Here is a 20,798-nt window from a genome sequence, read left to right as displayed (position 1 = left end):
TGCCACCATATTATTGGTGGCGTGGCAATGCTGTTGGTGCATCTTCAATGGATTCAGATAGCGCTTCGAACTCATTAATGGCGTTAATTTCTACGCCCATCGCAATATTGGTAACCCGCTCTAATATCACCTCAACCACCACCGGAACCTTATGCGTTTTCATCAGTTCTTTCGCTTGCAAAAATGCGTCTTGCATTTGCTCTGGGTCAGTGACTCGTATTGCCTTACAGCCAAGTCCTTGAACCACGGTGACATGATCCACACCATAGCCATTCAGCTCTGGCGCGTTCTGGTTTTCAAAAGCTAGTTGAACACAGTAATCAATATCAAACTGTCGCTGTGCTTGACGAATTAGCCCTAAATACGAGTTGTTCACCAACACATGGATGTAAGGCAAGTTGAACTGCGCCCCTACCGCTAACTCTTCCATCATGAACTGAAAATCATAATCACCCGAAATAGCCACAACATCTCGATTCGGATCCGCCGCTTTGACACCCAGAGCCGCTGGTGCAGTCCAGCCTAGAGGACCCGCTTGCCCACAATTAATCCAATGACGAGGTTTATAAACATGCAGAAACTGAGTCGCGGCAATCTGAGATAAACCGATAGTGCTGACATAACACGTATCACGGCCAAAGACTTTATTCATCTCTTCATAGACACGCATTGGTTTAATGGGTACTTCGGTATAATGCGTTTTACGTAACAGGGTTGCTTTACGTTGTTGGCATTCACTTACCCACTGATTTCTATCAGGTAGCTTGCCAGCAGAGCGCCATTCACGTGCCACTTCCACCATCAGCTCAAGTGCAGCTTTAGCATCGGAGACAATACCTAAATCCGGACAAAACACTCGGCCGATTTGGGTTGGCTCTATATCAACATGAACAAACTTTCTGCCCTGCGTATACACATCAACCGATCCAGTGTGGCGGTTAGCAAATCGGTTACCCACACCAAAGACAAAATCTGAAGCTAACATGGTTTCGTTGCCGTAACGGTGGGCAGTTTGCAAGCCCACCATGCCCGCCATTAGTTCGTGATCATCTGGTATAGACCCCCATCCCATGAGCGTTGGGATAACAGGTACTCCAGTAATTTCAGCAAACTGTTGCAACAACTCAGAAGCGCCCGCATTGATAACACCACCGCCAGACACAATCAAAGGATTGGATGACGCACACATCATCTCCATTGCTTTTTCAATCTGTGGACGGGTCGCGACGGGTTTATAAGGTGTCAAAGGCTCGTAAGTATCGATATCAAATTCGATTTCTGCCAACTGAACATCTAATGGTAAGTCAATTAATACGGGACCCGGTCTCCCTGACCGCATTAAATGAAAAGCTTGCTGGAAAGCACGGGGAACCTGCGCTGGTTCGAGAACCGTTGTACACCACTTGGTGACAGGTTTCGCTATCGATTCAATATCAACCGCCTGAAAATCTTCTTTATGCAGACGCGCTCGCGGTGCTTGTCCAGTAATGCACAAAATAGGAATGGAGTCTGCAGACGCGGAATAGAGCCCGGTGATCATATCGGTACCCGCAGGGCCAGATGTGCCGATACAAACACCGATATTGCCTTGTTGAGTACGGGTATAGCCCTCTGCCATATGAGACGCTCCCTCAACGTGTCGCGCCAAGATATGATCAATACCACCTAGTTTGTTCATTGCTGCATACATAGGGTTTATTGCTGCACCCGGAACACCAAAGGCGATGTTTACCCCTTCTCGTCTTAATACTTCTACCGCCGCTTCAATTGCTTTCATCTTCGCCATGTTGTTCTCCAATTCAGATTGTATACAATTCAACTTTGTTTTGTGTACTATGAATCATATTGGAGATATCGCAAGTTAAAATTGTACATTTTTGCAACATAGAGCTTATACACTAAGTAACCACTAACTCCAGACACCACACTCACACTAGCTTTATATTAAATATCTTCACATAAAAATATTTTCATCGCTTTTTAAATGAAAAATAATTGTTAAATACCCTTTGATTGTTCACACAAATTAAAATATAAGTAGATTAATTAATGTACTTTTGTATACAAAATCAAAAGACATTGTTTAAAGGAGACGAGCAATGACAATGAATGACGCGAAGGAAGAAACAACAATGCACAGTATCCAAATCGTTGGTACGACCCGACCACAAGGATATAAAGATATTTTGTCGGATGAAGCGTTGTGCTTCTTATCCTCGTTAGTCGATAAATTTGGCCAACGACGTGATGCCCTACTTCAGCAGCGAGACGCTATACAAGCGCAGTATGATCAAGGAGCTACGCCTGATTTTCGAACGGACACCAAGGCCATTCGTGATGATAAAACTTGGCAGATCACTCCGCCACCTCAGGACTTGCTTGATCGTCGCGTTGAAATTACCGGACCCGTTGAGCGAAAAATGGTGATTAATGCCCTTAACTCAGGCGCCAAAGTCTTTATGTGCTGCTTTGAAGATGCGTCGTCACCCACATGGGAAAATATGGTTGAGGGCCAAATCAATCTGCGTGACGCCAATTTAGGAACGATCAATTATTACGATCAAAGCAAAGCAAAAAACTACACATTAGACGCCGACCCAGCTTTGCTCATTGCTCGTCCTCGAGGTTTGCATTTACCCGAAAAATCGATTCAATTTAAGCATCAAGCAATACCTGGCTGCCTGATGGATTTTGCCTTGTATTTTTTCCATAACTACCAAACGCGCGCAGCAAAAGGCCAAGGTGTGTATTACTACCTTCCTAAGCTAGAGACCATGGAAGAAGCTCAGTGGTGGGAGGACATATTTTGCTTCACAGAGCGTTATTTCAATGTGCCCACAGGAACCATTCGCGCCACAGTACTTATTGAAACCTTACCAGCGGTATTCCAAATGGATGAAATACTCTATGTCATGCGCCAACATATTGTTGCGATGAACTGTGGACGTTGGGACTACATCTTTAGCTATATCAAAACACTTAAAAACCATGCAGACAGAATTCTACCCGACCGACATGGCATTGGAATGGATCAATCCTTTCTTAAAGCCTATAGCCAACTATTAGTGCGAACTTGCCACGCCAGAGGTGCACTCGCCATGGGAGGTATGTCGGCATTCATCCCATCAAAAGATACACAAGAAATGCAGCAAGTCACCCGCAAGGTCATTGATGATAAACAACGAGAAGCCCGTAATGGCCATGATGGCACCTGGGTAGCGCATCCAGCTCTAGTTGATTTAGCGATGTCGACATTTAACGAGCACCTGAAAGGGCAAGCGAACCAACTTAATTTCCCGAGTCCAACGCATACGATTGATGCCGATCAGCTGCTTGCTCCTTGTCCCGGAACCCGAGATGAGGCTGGCGTTAGAAAAAACATTCGAATTGCGGTGTATTACATTGAGGCATGGATTCAAGGGCATGGTTGCGTCCCTATCTACGGGCTGATGGAAGACGCAGCTACCGCTGAAATTTCAAGGGCTAACCTTTGGCAATGGATCCATCACGCTATAGAGCTAGATGACGGACAAGTGTTCACCAAAACACTATTCCATCGCTGGCTCTATGAAGAACTCAACACTATCAAACAGGAAGTTGGCGAGACGCGCTATGCTGCTGGCCGCTTTGTTGAAACAGCTGACCTTTTTTATGAGCTATCAACAGCAAAGACATTCGCGAGCTTCCTGACCCTTCCAAGCTATCAACTACTGTAGGAGTCGCCCGTATCTAATGGTCGGCAAGGTCATAGACATCGCAAGATAATATCGACATTAAGGCCAGTCAAAAGCAGGCATGTGATACCGCTTCTACAGCATGCCGCTTTCTTGATGCCATCTTTCAATAGTTAGTAGCACCACGATAAACGCGATAAAACTAGGAGATTAACATGGGAAGTTTAACGCTCAAGCAAGCACTGACCATTACAGATGGCACCTTTGGCGCTGGGGAGGAAAGTCACAGTGCACCGCTCACTGTCGCGGTACTCGACAGTGGCGGAAAACTCATTACACTGCAACGACAGGATGGGTCCAGCATGATGCGCCCTGATATCGCCATTGCCAAAGCATGGGGAGCTCTCGCACTTGGCTGTTCTTCCCGAAAATTGGCACAAGATGCCGACGCAAGACCCGCCTTTATTTCAGCCATTAACGTACTGGCGCATGGCAATATGGTGCCCGTTCCTGGTGGGCTATTAATTAGGGATGCCGAGAAAACGGTACTTGGCGCCGTTGGTGTAAGTGGCGATCTTTCCGATCTTGATGAAAGTTGCGCATTGATAGGCATTGACCACGCTAATTTGTTCAGTGATGAACAACCTAATTAAAACGTATACCTCAAAAACCTGTCACCTAATACTGGCCCTATGCCGAGCAAAGGCGATGCTAGCAAATCAACTCATTGAAAGGATGCACATAAAAAGGTTATCAATATGTGTGATATCAAATGTAAAGAAGCTCAAATCAATACTGAATACAACACTGACATAGACCCAGTATCAGCAAAATAGTTAACAGCCATTAGTACTTTACAGAGCCTTCATTTATGGAGGCTTTGTCACTTCAACATCATAGAAAATCTCGCCTGTAAATTACATCTATTCGCTCTCTCAAGCGTTACCTATTTTGAGCAATTCAACGCGATTCGCTAATATTCATATCAACCAAACGAGCTACGCCTCATGGTTATTTCATATCAGAAGTCGAGCACGGAACCCTCGGCCATCGCTGAAAAGGAATCCGACATCATAGGTAATGACTATGTGTAATAAACTGGTAAACGATTCAATAAACGCAGTAACTGAATTTGACTCAAGCTATGACGCTACCGTTGATCCCGTGGAAACATTTGCGCGATCAATCAGTCCTAACCTCGACTTCTACCAACAGGTTCAAGCAACGAAATCAACCGGCATCCGTGCACTCGTTTACACGGATGTATTGAAGGCTGAAACGGGCGGCGCCTTTTTAGTAAAGAAGGGGCAGGTGATCCGCATCGAACAACGTCCAAATGCAAAAGGCAACAATGGCCGTACGCAAATCATGGATGTGCTTATGGTCACCCCGGATTTAGAGCAATACTCTTGTCACCTCAGCTCAACGGCGGTAGAAGGACTTAACCAACGCCTATATTCTGGAATTTGGTCTCAGTCTCGCCACTTCGAAAAAATGGCAACCCTAGTAGAAGATGAGTTCCCATACGATGAACTGCCTGACGACTTCTCCCATATCTGGCTCGCCGCACACTGCTCTCCTGAATTGATCGGGCTCGCGCAAGGTAGAGAGAATGTTCGTAATTCTTGTCACGAAAACTTTATTCATGGATTTGGACGCATTCCGGCAATTGCAAATATCAAGGACGCCAATTTACGCAGAGAAGTCATTCAATTTTATTCTGATCGTAACGATTGGAATATCTTCCAAGGAAACCGTTTTACCCAAGACGAGAACCGCATTACCCGTGCACGCATGTGCCCTACACCTCCAGTAAAAGATGGAACAGCCATTGAATGGTACGCAGAAAAAGATGTGTACGTTGTCATTTCAAACTGCCCTTACGGTGATCAGCATACGTGTTACTCGAAAATAATAAACAATGACGTTTTCATCCAAGTTTACGATACGGGTATTCAACCAATCCACGGTGAAGTCACCGCGCGCATCCAAGGATGGGAAGCCGCGGCACTTGAACGGGTTGCTGGCCGCGACCAAACTCTCGCCCATGAATGCCCGGTAGATGAAATCAAACTCCCTGTCGAACTCACTAGGCTAAAAATAAAATAGTCAGCCACATCCCCATGCTTAAGCCTCCGAATCCTCGGGGGCTTTTTTGTCAAAAAAATTTAGGACGAAACTATGAACTACAACAAGATGCGCTCATCATAAAGATGTTTATTACATACATAATGCTTAATGGCTATGACACCACAATTTAGGAGGACCACTGACTATCTCATTCAACATCGCCAATCCTATTTATCTTTAGTGTCACTCAGCGTGCTCACCAAAAATGCTTCCGCTTCATCGAACGAAATAATATCCAAATGGTGCATCGTTTCAACAATTGAAGCAAAGGCGCAATTGATTAGACTATTGGGGCGTCCATTGTAAATTCGGATGCAACGATCCACGTATAATAGAATGTATTTTTTTGCCGCAAGCTTATCGAGTTCAGTGCGTGAAGCCATTGGCTCTCCTGGTTCTAGAGCATATTGCTCCATTTCACCTGAAGTTAAATGAATAGCGCCATTCAGTTTTCCATTTAGCGCCGCATCTGCGGGTAAGCCCACAAACTCATCCGTATAGCGTAAAATCATTTGGTTCAATTGCGCCATACACTTCGTTGTATCCGCATCAACACGGTGATTGGCGTAGAATTTACTCTCAAATGCAAAGTTATTATTCATGTGATGACCCCAAATCAATCAATAGCCTACTTACATTAAAAATACCATTCCGCCTAAGTGTTGCAAGAATTATGTTTACATAACCATAACATTACTCAAACCAGCAACATCTGTCTTAAACCTTAATGAATGACACTAAACCGGAAATATCAACACTGGAAACAAGAGTACGTTCCATACAAAAAAAGAGCCCCGCACATGCGAAGGCTCAATTTATACTGTTACGAAAGCGCGGGTTGCAAAGCCAAAGTTTAGAACTTAAAGCCTACCGTCACCGTACCTTGAGTATTATCTTTCATTACGCTACTTTTCTTAAATGGTGCGCGCTCTATACGAGTATCAACATAAATACCGATCGGTGTATTAACACGTACACCTAACGCACCTGTTAGCGCTGCGCCACCCAATTTTTCAACACCGCCTTCTATGTCATTCAATATATGCTGACCATCTGTATCTATGTAGTTATAGCGGAGTTCACCTCCTTGGGTCGCAACGCCCAACGTTGCATAAGGTTTGATATCTACAACACCCACATCAAACGCATAGCCGACTTCAGCTTCAATACCAGCACGCCAACCATTTAGGCTGACCCATCGACGAGGCAAATAGTACAACGCCACCACCGTATTCAATAATTAGCAGCCCTCTAACCTTTCGAATAGATGGATTTGCTTTTATTGACAAAACTTGATTGACCTGCAATAAAAAAGCTCCCGAAAATGCGGGAGCTTCATGAAAACTATCATTTGTTTCTTAGCTGGATAACATTTGGAAGAGCAGCCACGTGCCGGAATAGACACGAGATATGGCAGCGAAATAGACGCACTCTTATGCTTATGCTTAGAAGACAACCATTATTCAAACTGCCCTAGCCAATGCTTCAACAACTGATTAAGGTTTTTCTTTTGTGGCTTGGACAAAGAATGGACCAGTTTCTGTTGCACTTCCACGTGTTCTTCCATCATCTTATCGATCAGCACTAGCCCTTCATCCGTCAGCTTGACTCTTACGCTGCGTCTGTCTTCTTTGCTATGCGTTCGTGAGATGTATCCCTTAGACTCTAACTTATCCATACGGTTAGTCATGGCACCGGAGGTTAACATCATAGAATCGATCAATTCAGAGGGCGTCAGCTGATAAGGGCTACCACTGCGTCTGAGCGTTGCTAGAACATCAAACTCCCCCATCTTCAAGTCATATTTTTTATGGACTTCAGCAACTTGGGTTTCCATATATTTAGCAAGGCGCATCATTCGCCCCATCATGGCCATCGGCTCAGTTTCTAATTCTGGCTTCTCTTTTGCCCATTGCGTGACTACGCGATCTACAGCATCCATTAGTGTTTACTCTCCATTAAGATAACGTTCGTTGAAAATCATAACGCCCGTCAAAATTACTTTAACGTTAAGATACTTTACATTATTCAACTTTGCTAGTACATTTAGGGCAAATATCTTAACGTAAAGATAAATCACCATGAATATATTACTCGCAATGATACCTGCTTTCTTCTGGGGAACGACTTACGCTGTGACAAAGTTCTCCCTGCCCGACTGGCCACCCATTCTACTTGGTGCATTGCGAGCGCTACCTGCAGGTTTACTATTACTCGCAGTTAAACCCACTTTACCAAAGAAGGGTGACTGGCAAATTTTGTTTAGCCTTGGCTTAATTAACATAGCGACTTTCTTTGGATTAATTTTTGTCATGGCACAAACGCTCCCATCCGCTATTTCGGGAGTTGGAATGGTCTCGGTTCCTGTGTTTGCCATGCTATTTCACTGGCTAGTAGGTAAGCGTAAACCTAGCTGGATTCAGGCCATAAGTGGATTGGCTTTGGTGATTTTAGCGTACTTCTTATTTTCACCCGGCTCTATGACTCTTAACCCGATCGGGCTTGGCGCGATGCTGGCAGCTATCATGTGTATCGTTGTTGGTAGCAGTATCACCAAATCGCTCGGTAGCCGAATGCATTGGTGGACAGTACTCACTTGGCAATTAATTCTAGGTGGGCTCATGCTCTCTATCGCGGCCAGCATTCATATGACTGTCGCTCCATCGATGTACCTTAATGTATATCATGAATTTAGCAGTAAGAACTTAATGGGATTATTGTGGGTGATAGGCCTTAATACCGCTCTCGGCTACGGCATGTATGTGTGGTTGTTACAACGAATGACCGTGGTCGATTTCACCTTTGGTGGCATTGCCAATCCAATTGCTGGTATCGTCTGTGGGCTTATCTTACTTGGAGAGTCTTTCACCCTACCACAATATTTGCTTATGTCGGGTATGATCGCAACGTCGCTATTACCACAAGTCATTCTTGCTATTAGACAAAATAAACCCAAAACTATCGCTCAGCCGTAAGGTAAGCACTCTTTATTGCGTTTACTCAACATAAGAAAAAGGCGATACATCAATAGATGTATCGCCTTTTTTACACGAAAGATGACCTTACAAATCCACTTTAATAATGTTCAGTGTATCTAGCTGACTAATGAGATCAACTTGGTGCCCAGCTGGGTCATTAATGACATTTGCGTCAGAGATCCCCAACTCACTCCAACCGACGCCGTCAAGGGTAATGTCCGTTTGCTCACCCCCCTTAGTGACACTTATCACCGTACTCGTTGCATCATTGGCATCGTTAATATCATCATTAACCGTCACTGATATATTCCCAAGCAGCTCACCAAGGTTATTGTGCTCTGGCAATAAGTCTGAAATATCCAGCAAGTCATCACCAACATGGAAATCTGTGACCGTCGAGGTTGCAGGATTCAAGGTTGTACCTGCGGAGTCTTCCGTGAATAAGAACAGATCATGTCCATCCCCACCCGTTAAGATATCATTACCACCGCCACCAAAAATGATATCGCTCTCAGCGCTACCTAACAGCGTCTCAGATGTACTATCACCCACCACAATTTGATCTGGTAAGGTAAGTTGCTCTGATTGGTGTAGAGCAATAATGACATCTGCTGGTGTCATATCGTCTAATTCAAGTTGAGTGATACCGAGTAGTGAAGTGAGTGTCACACCTTCTAGCACAATAGACTGAATTACGGCACCACTATCACTAATTTCAATCACGGTATCACCTGACTGCTCTTGGATACTTAGCTGATCGGTCAATAGCTCATCCGCGTTAAAATCAACTGAAGCCAAATCAACGACATCATGCTTCACCGCTGGATCGCTACTGCTGAAATCACGAACATCAAAATCTTTCACCGTATCGGTACCCGCCAGTGCTGCGGTTTCCCACTTAAAGGTGTCTTGAGAGTCATTGTCACTACTAACACCGCCAGAAAGCGGTATATCGTTACCAAATAGCCATTCATCATCAGCGGTACCGACAAGAATATCGTTGGTTGCACTATCCCCTCTTAATCCCTGATTTCCCGTTACCGTGATAGTAATCGGTTGTTCTGAATCACCATTAAGTCCACCGTCACTCGCATCGATATAGAAGGTATCATCGGCCGTTTGGTTAGCTTCTAAGGCATTGCTGCTTCCCGCGAGCAGTACATACGCCCATACTCCCGTCATGACATTAAAGGTTAAGGTTCCGTAGGTACCGACTTTCGTATATGTGTCTCCTGCTAACGATCCACCTCGTAGGCTTCTTGAAATTGGTGTTGCGGTATCTACATCTGAAACCGTGATACTACCACTGGTCGCGTCTGTTACACCTTCTTGTACGCCTGCGGTGAAGTCACCATCAATTGTCGGTGCATCATTGGTGCCTTGGATGGTCACTTTCACCGTTGATACGGTGCCATCAATAGATTGAACATTAAATTGGTCATCAACAAAATCACCAACATTTAAACTGTTAAATGACTCATCAGCGGTGTAATTCCAGTTACCATTCTCATCAATGGAGAACGTTCCATGGTTCCCTGCAATATCCGTTTGTTCGATGAATTTATTATCATCGTTATCAACATCCGTCGAGGTCAGGGTACCGCCTGTAGACAGCGGTGCATCGGCTTCTTGCAATATCACATCGGCAGAACTGACTGTCGCAATATCGTTCGTTCCGTTAATAACGATATTCACCTGTGATGTTGTGCCATCTAACGACGTGACCGTGAATGACTCTTCCGCCTTTTGTCCGGTGTTAAGGCTGTTAAATTCACTGTTTGCAATAAAGTCCCACGCCCCGTCTTCATCAATACTAAACGTACCAATTGTTCCCACTACATTCGTCTGCGCTATGAATTTGTCGTCAATATTATCGACGTCGCTCGCGGTAAGAGTGCCATTGGCGGTTAATATCGCATCTGTTTCATCAAGCGCTTTCGTCGCTGCGCTGATATCAGCCGCATCATTGCTGCCGTTAATCTTCACAGTAACCGATGAGGTTGTACCATCCACAGAGGTCACTGAGAATGATTCACTCACACTTTGGTTCTCATTGAGATAATCAAAGGATTGGTTGGCAATAAATGTCCATGTACCGCCAGCATCAATGGAGAATGTACCGTGGGTGCCGACAACGCCAGTTTGCGGCGTAAACGTGTTGTTTGGATTATCAACATCGTCCGATGTCAGAGTATCCGTAATAGTAAGCGGCGCATCCGTTTCATCTCGCTCAACATCCGCAGAACTCACTATTGCAGCATCGTTAGTACCGGTAATTTTCACGGTCACGGTTGATGGTGTGCCATCAACACTGGTGACATTGAAAACTTCTTGAATTACTTGGCCTTCACTCAGCTCATCAAAAGTGCTGTTGGCAGTAAAGTTCCAAACACCATTCGCATCAATCGAGAAGGTGCCATAGGTGCCATTCACGTTAGACTGTGGCGTAAAGGTGTTATCCGGGTTATCGACATCGGTCGAAGTTAACGTTCCCGTTGCCGTTAGCACTGCGTCCGTTTCAGTAAGCTCAACGCTACCGGTTGTCACCACTGCGGCGTCATTATTGCCTTCCACCGTGACATCAATGGTCTGGCTAATGGTATCGCCTTGACCGACACCACCGACTAAGCTTTCAATATACACCTCAAATTGCTCTGTTTGAGGGCCTTCATTCAATGCATTTGCTTTAGCTTGATCCAGCTCGTAGACCCATTTGACGCTGTCAGGTGTATCGCCGGCAACCAATGTTAACGTACCGTAGGTACCTTCAATTTCCGTCACCACCCCTGTGCTACTCAGACTGTAACGATGAGTATCACTTTGATCGACATCATCAATGGCCACGACACCGTTAGCCGTATCCACCTGCCCGCCAGTAGGGTCTTCGTACACGGTACCTGTCGCAGTCGTGTCGCCAGCCACAATCGTTGGTGCATCGTTGGTACCAGTTACTTGGAATTCAATCACGCGCTCTGACGATAAGCCAAATTCATCCGTGACTTTTACTGTGTATTGCAGTGGCGTAGCCAGCGTTTCTCCTTCAGATAACTCCTCAAATGGGTCAACTAAATTAAACGTCCAAGCGCCCGTTGTCGCATTAACACTCAACTCACCCCGTGCATCGCCAGAAACCACTTGCCAAGTCTGAGAATCCGCATCAGTGCCATCCACGCGACTACCGCCAGTCCCATCTGCATTGTTATCTGGGTCACCACTATCAAAGGTTCCCGATAGCGACGTTAGGGTATTTTCAGTCAAATCTTGAACACCAATATCCTGAATCTCAGGGGCATCATTGGTACCGACAATGGTAATCACAATCTCTTTTTGTTCACTCGACAAACCTGCGCCATTCATGTCGGTAGCGGTCACGAAGATAGACGTTTGCAGTGTCTCACCTTTGGGCAAGTGGTTAATATCAGGATCATCACTATTGATTGTGTAAGTCCAGTTACCGTCAGAATCAATCGCGAAGGTCCCCATATTTGGGTTTGCTTCAGTAAAACTAAATACGGAGCTATCGCCAATATCTGGGTCTGCGACAATGAGCTGACCTTCAGCGCTGTCGTTAGGGGTATCGACGACCGTACCAATCACTTTGCCTTCTAATACTGGTCTATCGTTACTACCAATGACTTTCACTTCAACGCTCGTCATCACCTCTGCGCCAGATTCATCGGTTGCTCGTATCACAAACGTTTCTGTTACTTCTGTCCCTTCTGCTAGTGCATTAATATGAGCATCATCATATAGGGTGTAGCTCCACTGATTCGTGCTTGGATCAACAATAAATAGACCGTAAGTACCATTTAATGTTGACGCTTGAAGAGTCACATCATCGCCTAGATCACCCGGTGCATCTCTATCTGAAAGCACAATATCGCGGGTGATCGTCGGTGTTTGATCAACATCATCAGGTAAGGCCTCAACAATTTCATTCTCATCAGCAAGTTGCAATGTTTCAATAACCGGTACTTCATTCGTACCGACTATATTGATCGATATTGGTTGAGTAACGGGTGCACTATTGTTATCCGTGACATTCACTTGCCACTGCAGCGTTTTAGTTTCACCTTGATTCAGTGCCACAATGTCTGGATGAGGTTCATCTCCATTGACGCCATAGGTCGTATTGAGTTCAAAGTCCCAACTACCATCGGAATTCACCGTCAAAGTACCGTACGCTGGGTTGGCATCGATAGTGGTTAAGTTAGACCACTCTAATACGTCACCGGTATCAATATCATTGGCAGTACTACTCAAATTACCGCTAAGCTGCTGTGGCTGACTTGAGTCAGTTTCCGCCGTAAGAGTATCCACGTATGACGTCGCGGTTGGCGCATCATTGAGTCCCGTAATATCAACAACAATTTCCAACGTTTGTGGGAATCCATTGTCATCAACGATGGTTTTACCATATTGATCAATGGCGTAAACCTCGAAGGTTTCGGTAACGACATCCCCATCGGCAAGCTTTTGTACAGCAGGGCTATCGTTGTCGAGCGTAAACGTCCAATCACCAGACTCTGTGACAGTCATCGAACCATAAGGGCTCGAACCATCAATCAAGGTCCATGCGATTGTGTCACCAAGGTTTAAGTTATCAACAGGTGTACCATCTTGTTCTGTGACATTATCGAGCGATAATGTCCCGGAACTCACGACTTCTGCTGGCTCGGTATTATTCGCATCGGCAGTCGGATCGTTATTGTCTTCCACAGTAGAAACCGTTTGAACAATTAGGGGGGCGTCTTGATCACTTGGATTATGAGCGTTTTCTGCGGTACCAATAATCTTAATGCGAACGACATGTGTATCGCTCGTCGTGGCTGAATCTTCTGATCCCCCAAACGCAGCATCATCTTTATCGGTAACTTTAACCGTAAAGGTGTCGTACACCACTTCGCCCGGCGCTAACTCCGTCGAAGGAGAAAGCTCGTAAGTCCACTCGCCAGTATCAGGATCTATCGTAATTTCACCTAAGCTACTGGTTGAGGAAGTCCCTCCGTCAATGGTCCAATTAAACTGTTCATCTGAATCAGGATCTTCGACGCTTAAACGTCCCGTTGTTGATGGGATAGCATCTTCCGTTACTTCGCCAATAACGTCATTATCAACCACTTCAGTGTCGCCCAAATAAATCTCGGGGTTATCTGCGGTGCCATGAATCGTCACATTGACGACATAAGTATTGCCATCATCTGCGGTAAAGCGCCATTTTTCGGTTACGACGTCTCCTTCTTCCAACATTTGAACTAAATCTGAATCATTGTCCAGTTCATAAAGCCAGTTCGTACTGTCATTAGGATCGACAACCAACTCTCCAAATACACCACCTGTGATTGGCGTAATGCTACCAGCATCAATATTGGCAGAAACAGTCGCACTATCAGTTAACTTCAAATCCTCTGTTACGTCAGCAGTAACTTCAATCGCACCGCCACCACCGCTGCCACCGCCAGTTTCATCTTGACCTACCACGTTGATGACGATTGTGAATTCTTGTGAAACACCAGGAGTATTCGTTTCTACATCAGTGATGTTATCACTCACCACTACCTTAAAGGTTTCGGTCGGGTTCTCACCAAAATCTAAATCCTGAACGACAGGGCTATCGTTATCGAGGGTGTAAATCCATTGTCCGGTATTATCTAATGTCAGGGTGCCGTATAAGCCTTCCCCATCTCCGTTAGGTCCACCGACAATACTCCAGTTACGACCTGGGCTATTATTGTCAATATCGGTTGCAAAAAGCTGCCCTTCAACACGTGTTAGATCGGTGCCAAAGACATCCGCCGTACCATCTTCAACCACGGTCCCTGAATTATCACCTTCGACAATAGGGCGATCGTTGTTGCCTGTGATATGGATATTGATTTCTTCAGTAACGGTTGCGCCATTTGTGTCACGAGCAAGCACCACAAATCGCTCGGTTTTTTCTTCCCCTTCCGCTAGGGTTTGCAAACTCGATTCTACCGGAGTGTAGGTCCATTCACCTGCAGCATTTATCGTTAAGCTGCCATACAAACCAGTGTACAATCGCTCGCTAGCACCATCTGGTACCAGAAATTCAGCCGAGTCATTATTATCAATATCCGTTGCGATTAATTGCCCAGTGACCGCTAAACCACTATCTTCAACATAAGAGCCTGTCACATCACCAGAGATGACCGGAACATCATTTTCAGCCGTTATTGTCACCGTCACTGTTTGAGTGACCGTTTCACCTGTGCCTCCCATATCGGTCACTTGGACATCAAATGTATCCACTAAGGTACGGTCAGCAACCGTTGAATCTGTTGGATTAAGCTTTTGAATCTCTTCAAACTTATCTGGATTCACCAAATAGGTCCAAGAGCCATCGCTTTGCAGCAAGAATGTGCCGTATTGACCAATGTTAGGCGTACCGGAATCTAGGCTCCAAACATGAACATCATTAGCGTCAACATCACCGTCTTGAAGTTGACCCGACGTGGAATAAATATTGTTATCCAGATTCCCTTCAGCAAAGGTGTTATTAAGACCGCTAATCACTGGGGCATCATTGGCGCCAACAATATCAATGTTCAATACTTCAGTCGTAGTGCGACCAAACTCATCTGTCACTCGCAACTCGACAGAGTCACCATTGGGTAATGTATCGCCTTCCGCCAATGCATTAACGGTATTGTAGGCATCGCGTTTACTCGGATCCGCAGCGACATCTGCTGGTGTAAACAAGGTGTACGTCCATTCACCAGAAGCGTGGTCAATACTAAATGTTCCGTATTGCCCATTAGACACCACTTGCCAAACCGCACCGTCACCACTATCAGGGTCACCGGAACCAATATCGCCCTGTGCTAACTCCTCTGGGGTCGGTGTCCCTTTGACAAACTGACCTTGCAAAGCAGCCCCATCTTCAACCACTTCGTATGAACTTGCGGAGATAATTAATGGGTCCGTATTGGTACCCGCCACTGAAATAGTCACTGGAATTGAACTGGTTTCACCCAATTCGTCAGTAACAATAACGTTAAATACGTCAAGCTCTGTCGTGCCAGGTGGGATCGCTTTAGTATGCTCAGAGAGGTTATCTAGGGTATACGTCCATACGCCATTGCTATCCACGGACAAGGTGCCGTACTCACCATAGAAGGTACTGGTATTTGTCGTGTTGCTATCGTTGTTGTCAACCGTAAACGTATGCGAGTCGGTCGTATCTTTATCGGAAACCGCTAGGGCGCCTGTCGCAGTAATATCGAACGTTTCGTTTTTATGACCGGGCTCCACCACACTACCCGTGACATCACCACTAAGTACTGGCGCGTCGTTTGCTCCCTCAATGCGAACTGTAATTTGTTGAGTATCGACTCGGTCTGCGCTCGGGTTACCTCCTCGAGAATCATCGACAACGGTAACCGTAAACGTTTCTTCTAATGCCGTATCTCCAGGGCGAAGAGCTTGCACTGCTGGGTTATTATTGTTGAGTGTATAGGTCCATACCGCTTCGCCTGTCACTGGGTCTGAAGTAATAACAATCGTCCCATAGTCACCAGTATTGGTATCAATAGACCAAGTATGCTTGTCGTTGGTATCCACATCGCCGGGTTGTAAGGTACCGGATGTGACGATATCAGCCGAAGTATCACCATTCGGGAAATCATCTTCCGTCACCGTGCCTTCCACCGTACCTTCAATTTGTGGCTGATCATTGGTACCGGTTACGCGAACTTGCAATACTTGAGTATCTGTTGCACCGTATTTGTCTGTGACTTGAACAGTAAAGTTCTCAAAAACTTTTTGCCCCCGTTCAAGCGCTTGTGTATTCGCTAATTGCTCGGATGTCAGCGTCGTATCCGCGGTTGACTCTAGATCATAGCGCCATTGCCCTGTCGACTCGTCGAGTGATAGGTTGCCGTAAGTACCAATCGCAACACCATCAACAACCGATAGCGCATTACCATTGGCATCTAAAATAACCCAACTGTGTACTTCATTCTCATCAGGATCTTGATCATTTAAGGTACCTTGCTTAAATTGAGTTCCCGTATCTTCTTTAATCCGTATTTGGTTTACATTACGGATGTCAGGGGCATCATTATTGCCTTCAACATTAACGTTGACGACGTAGCTATCCGTGCCACCAAATCCATCATCAACAGTGATGGTAAATGGGTCTTCAGCATAAATCACACCCTCTTCCATAAAGTTGGCTTTGGCTTGATCTAACGTGTACGTCCATTCACCATCATCGTTCACCGTCAACGTACCATAGAGTCCGTCACCATCGACAACCGCCCAATCGTGAGTATCTTTAATATCATCATCCGCAACTTCAAGGTTACCTTTAGCGACACTCAACACACCGCCATCTTCAATGACTAACCCTGAGTTATCACCAGAGATTGATGGATCATCATTAGTCCCTTCAATCTCTACTGTAACCGTATCAAAACCAACTCCACCCTTACCATCAGAAACCTTAACTTGGAAGTACTCATAAACCTTCTCGCCTGCTTGCAAATGGTTGACTGAGTCATTCACTAAGGAATAAGTCCACACCCCCGAATTGGAGTCTAAAACTAGGCTACCGTAATCACCATTTGTGGTACCTACAACCGCCCATGTATGGCTATCATTTACATCAACATCGCTAGGTACTAAGGTGCCTGTCGCTGTTGGTATCGGGTCGGAATCTTCAAATACTTTGCCCGTTAGATCACTACTTGCAGAAACCGTCGGCAAATCATTGGTACCATGAATTGTCACGACAATTTCTTGCGTCGCAGTGCCATCTATCGAGGTGACTTGGAAGCGTTCAGTACGCGTTTCGCCTAACCCCAATGCCTGAACTGTGGCGTTGTCCTTATCTACAAGGTAAGTCCAATTACCTTCAGGGGTAATAGTGATACTGCCTAACGGTAATCCATCGGTAACATCTGCCACATTCGTAACAGTAGTGGAGAAAATATTCTCCCCACTATCAATATCATTAACTTGCAAGGTTCCGGATTCTTGCAAATTACTTCCAACCACAGTGATGTCTTCAGTCACTGAACCCGATGCAACACCGGATATTGACGCGCCATCATTAGTGCCATTGACCACCACTTCAACTATCTGAGAAGTACTGCCATCGATGGAATAAACTCGAAAACGCTCTGTAAAGCTATCTCCAGCTCCGAGTTGTTGTACCGATGCTAAATTGTTGTCTATGGTGTACGTCCACGTACCGGAAGACGTAATTGAAACACTGCCTAAAGACGAAATGCCATTGCTGTTGTTCAATGTGTCTACACGCGTCGGATCAAACTGATTTTCACCAGTATCCACGTCTGTCACAGTTAGATTACCAACATGCGAAAGTGTGGTTGTCTCATCGTCTTCCGTCACACTTCCTTGCACATAGTCAGTGATAAATGTTTGGTCTTCTGCACCATTGATTTTGACTTCAATTTCAATTGGCGTACCGTCTTCACTAAGAACGGTGAATTTTTCAGTGACCGAATCTCCCACATCCAAAGACTGAATCGCGGCCTGCTGATTGTCTACCAAATAGGTCCAGCTTCCATCGGCAGCAACGACCAACGAACCACCTAAAGTATTAGCAGCATCAGCGCTCCCCGCTCCTACTTGGAATGTGTTTTCGTTTGCATCAGGATCATCAATAACAAGATTGCCTTCCACCTTAATGTTATTGCCGTCTAGACCTTGATCCTCTATGCCTTCTGCGAATGCACCACTGACAATCGAAGGCACATCGTTGGTACCTTCAATGGTAATAACAACGGTATGTTCAGTACCATCTTCAGATCGCACAGTGAAGGTTTCTGTCGCGGTATCCCCTTCACCAAGGTATTCAACGTACGCATTAGCAATCGAGTAATCCCACTCACCTTGAGCGTTGATTGTTAAAGTGCCAACCGCATCGGTCGCTCCATTCAGTGTGCTCGTTGATGTAATTGAGCTAGGGTCCGTTTGGAATACTTCCTCATCGCTACCATCTGTATCTTGAAGCTCAAGTACGCCACTATCCGTGAGTTCAATCAGGCTATCATTTTCTTTGACATCCCCTAGCGCTTGGCTTGGATCACTGATCAGCACAGAGTCATCATTGACCCCGACAATATCGACAACAATGGTATGTTCTGTGCCATCAATGGTTTGCACCGTAAAGGTTTGTGTCGCGCGTTCACCTTCAGCAAGCCCCTGAACATTACTGCTACCATTTGGAATCTCGTACGACCAATTCCCGGCCGCATCTATGGTTAAGGCACCATCAACAAAATTACCGGCTGCAGAGGTAACAGAAGCGGGCACAAACGCGCCTTCACCATCATCAGCATCACTGATTGAGGCTTGACTACTAAAGAATAAATTCCCATCAGTATCTATCTGTGTCGCATTGTCTTCCGTTGCTTCGCCGTAAGAGGTGCCACCAATAACAGGTTCATCATCGGTACCGATAATGGTGATGACGATGTTGTGTGTCGTGCCGTCTTCACTGAGTACTTGGAAAGTCTCGGTACGAGTTTCCCCTTCAGAAAGCGACTGCACTGAGCTGTCGGTGTTGTCTATCTCGTAATTCCACGCGCCAGTGGCATCAATGGTCAAGGTACCCACTGGTGTGAGGCCGTTGCCATCATCGACTTTAGTGACGCTGGTTTGGAACTGGCTTTCGCCTTGGTCGGTATCGGTAATCGTCAGCTGGCCGCTTTCTTTAAGTAAGTCACCACTTTGGACCTCAAAGTCTTCGGTGACACCACCAATGTCAGTACCCGCTATCACGGGTGCGTCGTCAGTCCCTTCAATGGTCACTTCAATGATTTGTGTTTTGCTGCCATCAATGGACGCCACTTCAAAGCGCTCAATTCGTGTATCACCCGCGCCCAACTCTTGCACGCCAGTGAGGCTATTATCGACTTTGTAGGTCCACGTACCGTCCGCCAAGATGGTCAGTGTGCCGAGAGGCGACTGACCTTGGTCGTTAGTTAAGTTCGTCACCGTGGTGTTAAACGCCGCTTCTCCGGCATCCAAATCAGCAATATCGAGTTTACCGCCACCTAATAGCTCACCCGCAACTTGATCTGTGTCTTCTTTAACACTGTCTGGTGCGTAGTTGGTGATGAAGGTTTCATCTTCCGCGCCATTCACCGTCACGCTAATGGTGTGCTCGGTGCCATCGGCGGAGGTGACAATAAAGGATTCGACCAAGGTGTCACCCACATCGAGGGCTTGCACCTCGGATAAGGTGTTATCGATGGTGTAGGTCCAGGTGCCGTCAGCCAAAATAGACAGGCTGCCTAACGTGGTACCAACTGAGGTGCCCGCGCCTGCGTTAAAGACGTTTTCACCCGCATCTTCATCGCTAATCACCAGCTGCTCGGTCGCAATGAGATTATTGCCCACAACCGCGACGTCTTCGGTGAGTTCATCGCTATCACCACTGACGATGGTCGGCGCGCCGTCCACCCCTTGAATGGTCACAACAATATCTTGATAGCTGCTGCCATCAATGGAGTACACGCGGAACACTTCGTCACGGCTGTCGCCGTCACCCAGCTCTTGCACGCCCGTCAACGAGTTATCGACTTGGTAACTCCATTGCCCATCAGCGGTAATGGTTAAGCTGCCAAGTGGTGAGTCACCATTGCCATTTTGTTGGCCTTCGACACGAGTAATATCGAACTGTGCTTCGCCACTGTCGGCATCGGCAATGTCTAAATCACCACTGTCGGTCAAAATACCGGCGGTGTCTTCCGTCACTGAGCCCGGCTCGTAACTGCTGATGATGCTTGGATCTTCCGTTCCATGAACGGTCACCGTAATGGTGTGCTCTGTGCCGTCGGCACTTTTTACAATAAAGGATTCGGTCAGGGTATCGCCCACATCCAATGATTGGATTGGCGCTGAGCTGTTGTCGACTTTGTAGGTCCATTGACCGTCCGTGCCGATGGTGAGGGCACCGTAAGTCGTGCCCACAGGTGTCCCTGCGCCTGCAATGAAGGTCTCTTCATTGGCGTCGGTATCACTG

At 46.0% G+C, this 20,798-nt stretch carries 9 protein-coding genes; 4 read left to right on the top strand and 5 right to left on the bottom strand.

The features are described from left to right. Positions 1-10: 10 nt before the first annotated feature. Positions 11-1,786 carry a glyoxylate carboligase gene (gene gcl, locus L4D05_RS16050; RefSeq protein ID WP_428752104.1) on the bottom strand — a complete coding sequence of 592 codons (1,776 nt, stop codon included), beginning with the start codon at positions 1,784-1,786 and terminating at the stop codon, positions 11-13. A gap of 313 nt (positions 1,787-2,099) precedes the next feature. Here gcl and aceB point away from each other — a divergent pair, with 313 nt between their 5' ends. The 3 genes from aceB (at position 2,100) to L4D05_RS16035 (ending at position 5,783) form a co-directional block, all read left to right on the top strand. Beyond that, a complete protein-coding gene (gene aceB, locus L4D05_RS16045) occupies positions 2,100-3,716 on the top strand; it encodes a malate synthase A (RefSeq protein WP_428794605.1) in 1,617 nt (538 codons plus the stop codon). 173 nt (positions 3,717-3,889) lie between these two features. Next, positions 3,890-4,327, top strand: coding sequence for a GlcG/HbpS family heme-binding protein (locus L4D05_RS16040; protein WP_428752106.1), 438 nt, complete (start codon positions 3,890-3,892; stop codon positions 4,325-4,327). A gap of 433 nt (positions 4,328-4,760) precedes the next feature. Continuing rightward, positions 4,761-5,783 carry a DUF1989 domain-containing protein gene (locus L4D05_RS16035; protein ID WP_428794604.1) on the top strand — a complete coding sequence of 341 codons (1,023 nt, stop codon included), beginning with the start codon at positions 4,761-4,763 and terminating at the stop codon, positions 5,781-5,783. 188 nt (positions 5,784-5,971) lie between these two features. Here L4D05_RS16035 and L4D05_RS16030 read toward each other — a convergent pair whose 3' ends face one another. The 3 genes from L4D05_RS16030 to L4D05_RS16020 all read right to left on the bottom strand — a co-directional run bounded on the left by L4D05_RS16030 (position 5,972) and on the right by L4D05_RS16020 (position 7,746). Continuing rightward, positions 5,972-6,406 (bottom strand): hypothetical protein, encoded by a 435-nt coding sequence (locus tag L4D05_RS16030; RefSeq protein WP_428794603.1) that lies wholly within the window; start codon positions 6,404-6,406, stop codon positions 5,972-5,974. A 251-nt stretch (positions 6,407-6,657) separates the two neighbouring features. After that, on the bottom strand, positions 6,658-7,029 hold the full coding sequence (locus L4D05_RS16025; RefSeq protein ID WP_428794602.1) for a hypothetical protein: 372 nt from the start codon (positions 7,027-7,029) through the stop codon (positions 6,658-6,660). A gap of 234 nt (positions 7,030-7,263) precedes the next feature. Further along, on the bottom strand, positions 7,264-7,746 hold the full coding sequence (locus tag L4D05_RS16020; protein ID WP_428752109.1) for a MarR family winged helix-turn-helix transcriptional regulator: 483 nt from the start codon (positions 7,744-7,746) through the stop codon (positions 7,264-7,266). Between the two features lie 139 nt (positions 7,747-7,885). On the opposite strand from L4D05_RS16020, the gene L4D05_RS16015 reads away from it, so the two are divergent. Next, positions 7,886-8,779 (top strand): DMT family transporter, encoded by an 894-nt coding sequence (locus L4D05_RS16015; RefSeq protein ID WP_428794601.1) that lies wholly within the window; start codon positions 7,886-7,888, stop codon positions 8,777-8,779. Between the two features lie 87 nt (positions 8,780-8,866). Here the strand turns inward: L4D05_RS16015 and L4D05_RS16010 are convergent. Beyond that, the coding region (locus L4D05_RS16010) for a VCBS domain-containing protein (protein ID WP_428794600.1) at positions 8,867-20,798 on the bottom strand (11,932 nt) is incomplete at its 5' end.

The sequence above is a fragment of the Vibrio nomapromontoriensis genome, from assembly GCF_050337205.1.
In the GTDB taxonomy this organism is placed as follows: domain Bacteria; phylum Pseudomonadota; class Gammaproteobacteria; order Enterobacterales; family Vibrionaceae; genus Vibrio; species Vibrio nomapromontoriensis.
Note: the sequence above shows the minus strand (reverse complement) of the source record. Positions and strands in the feature narration are given on the sequence as shown.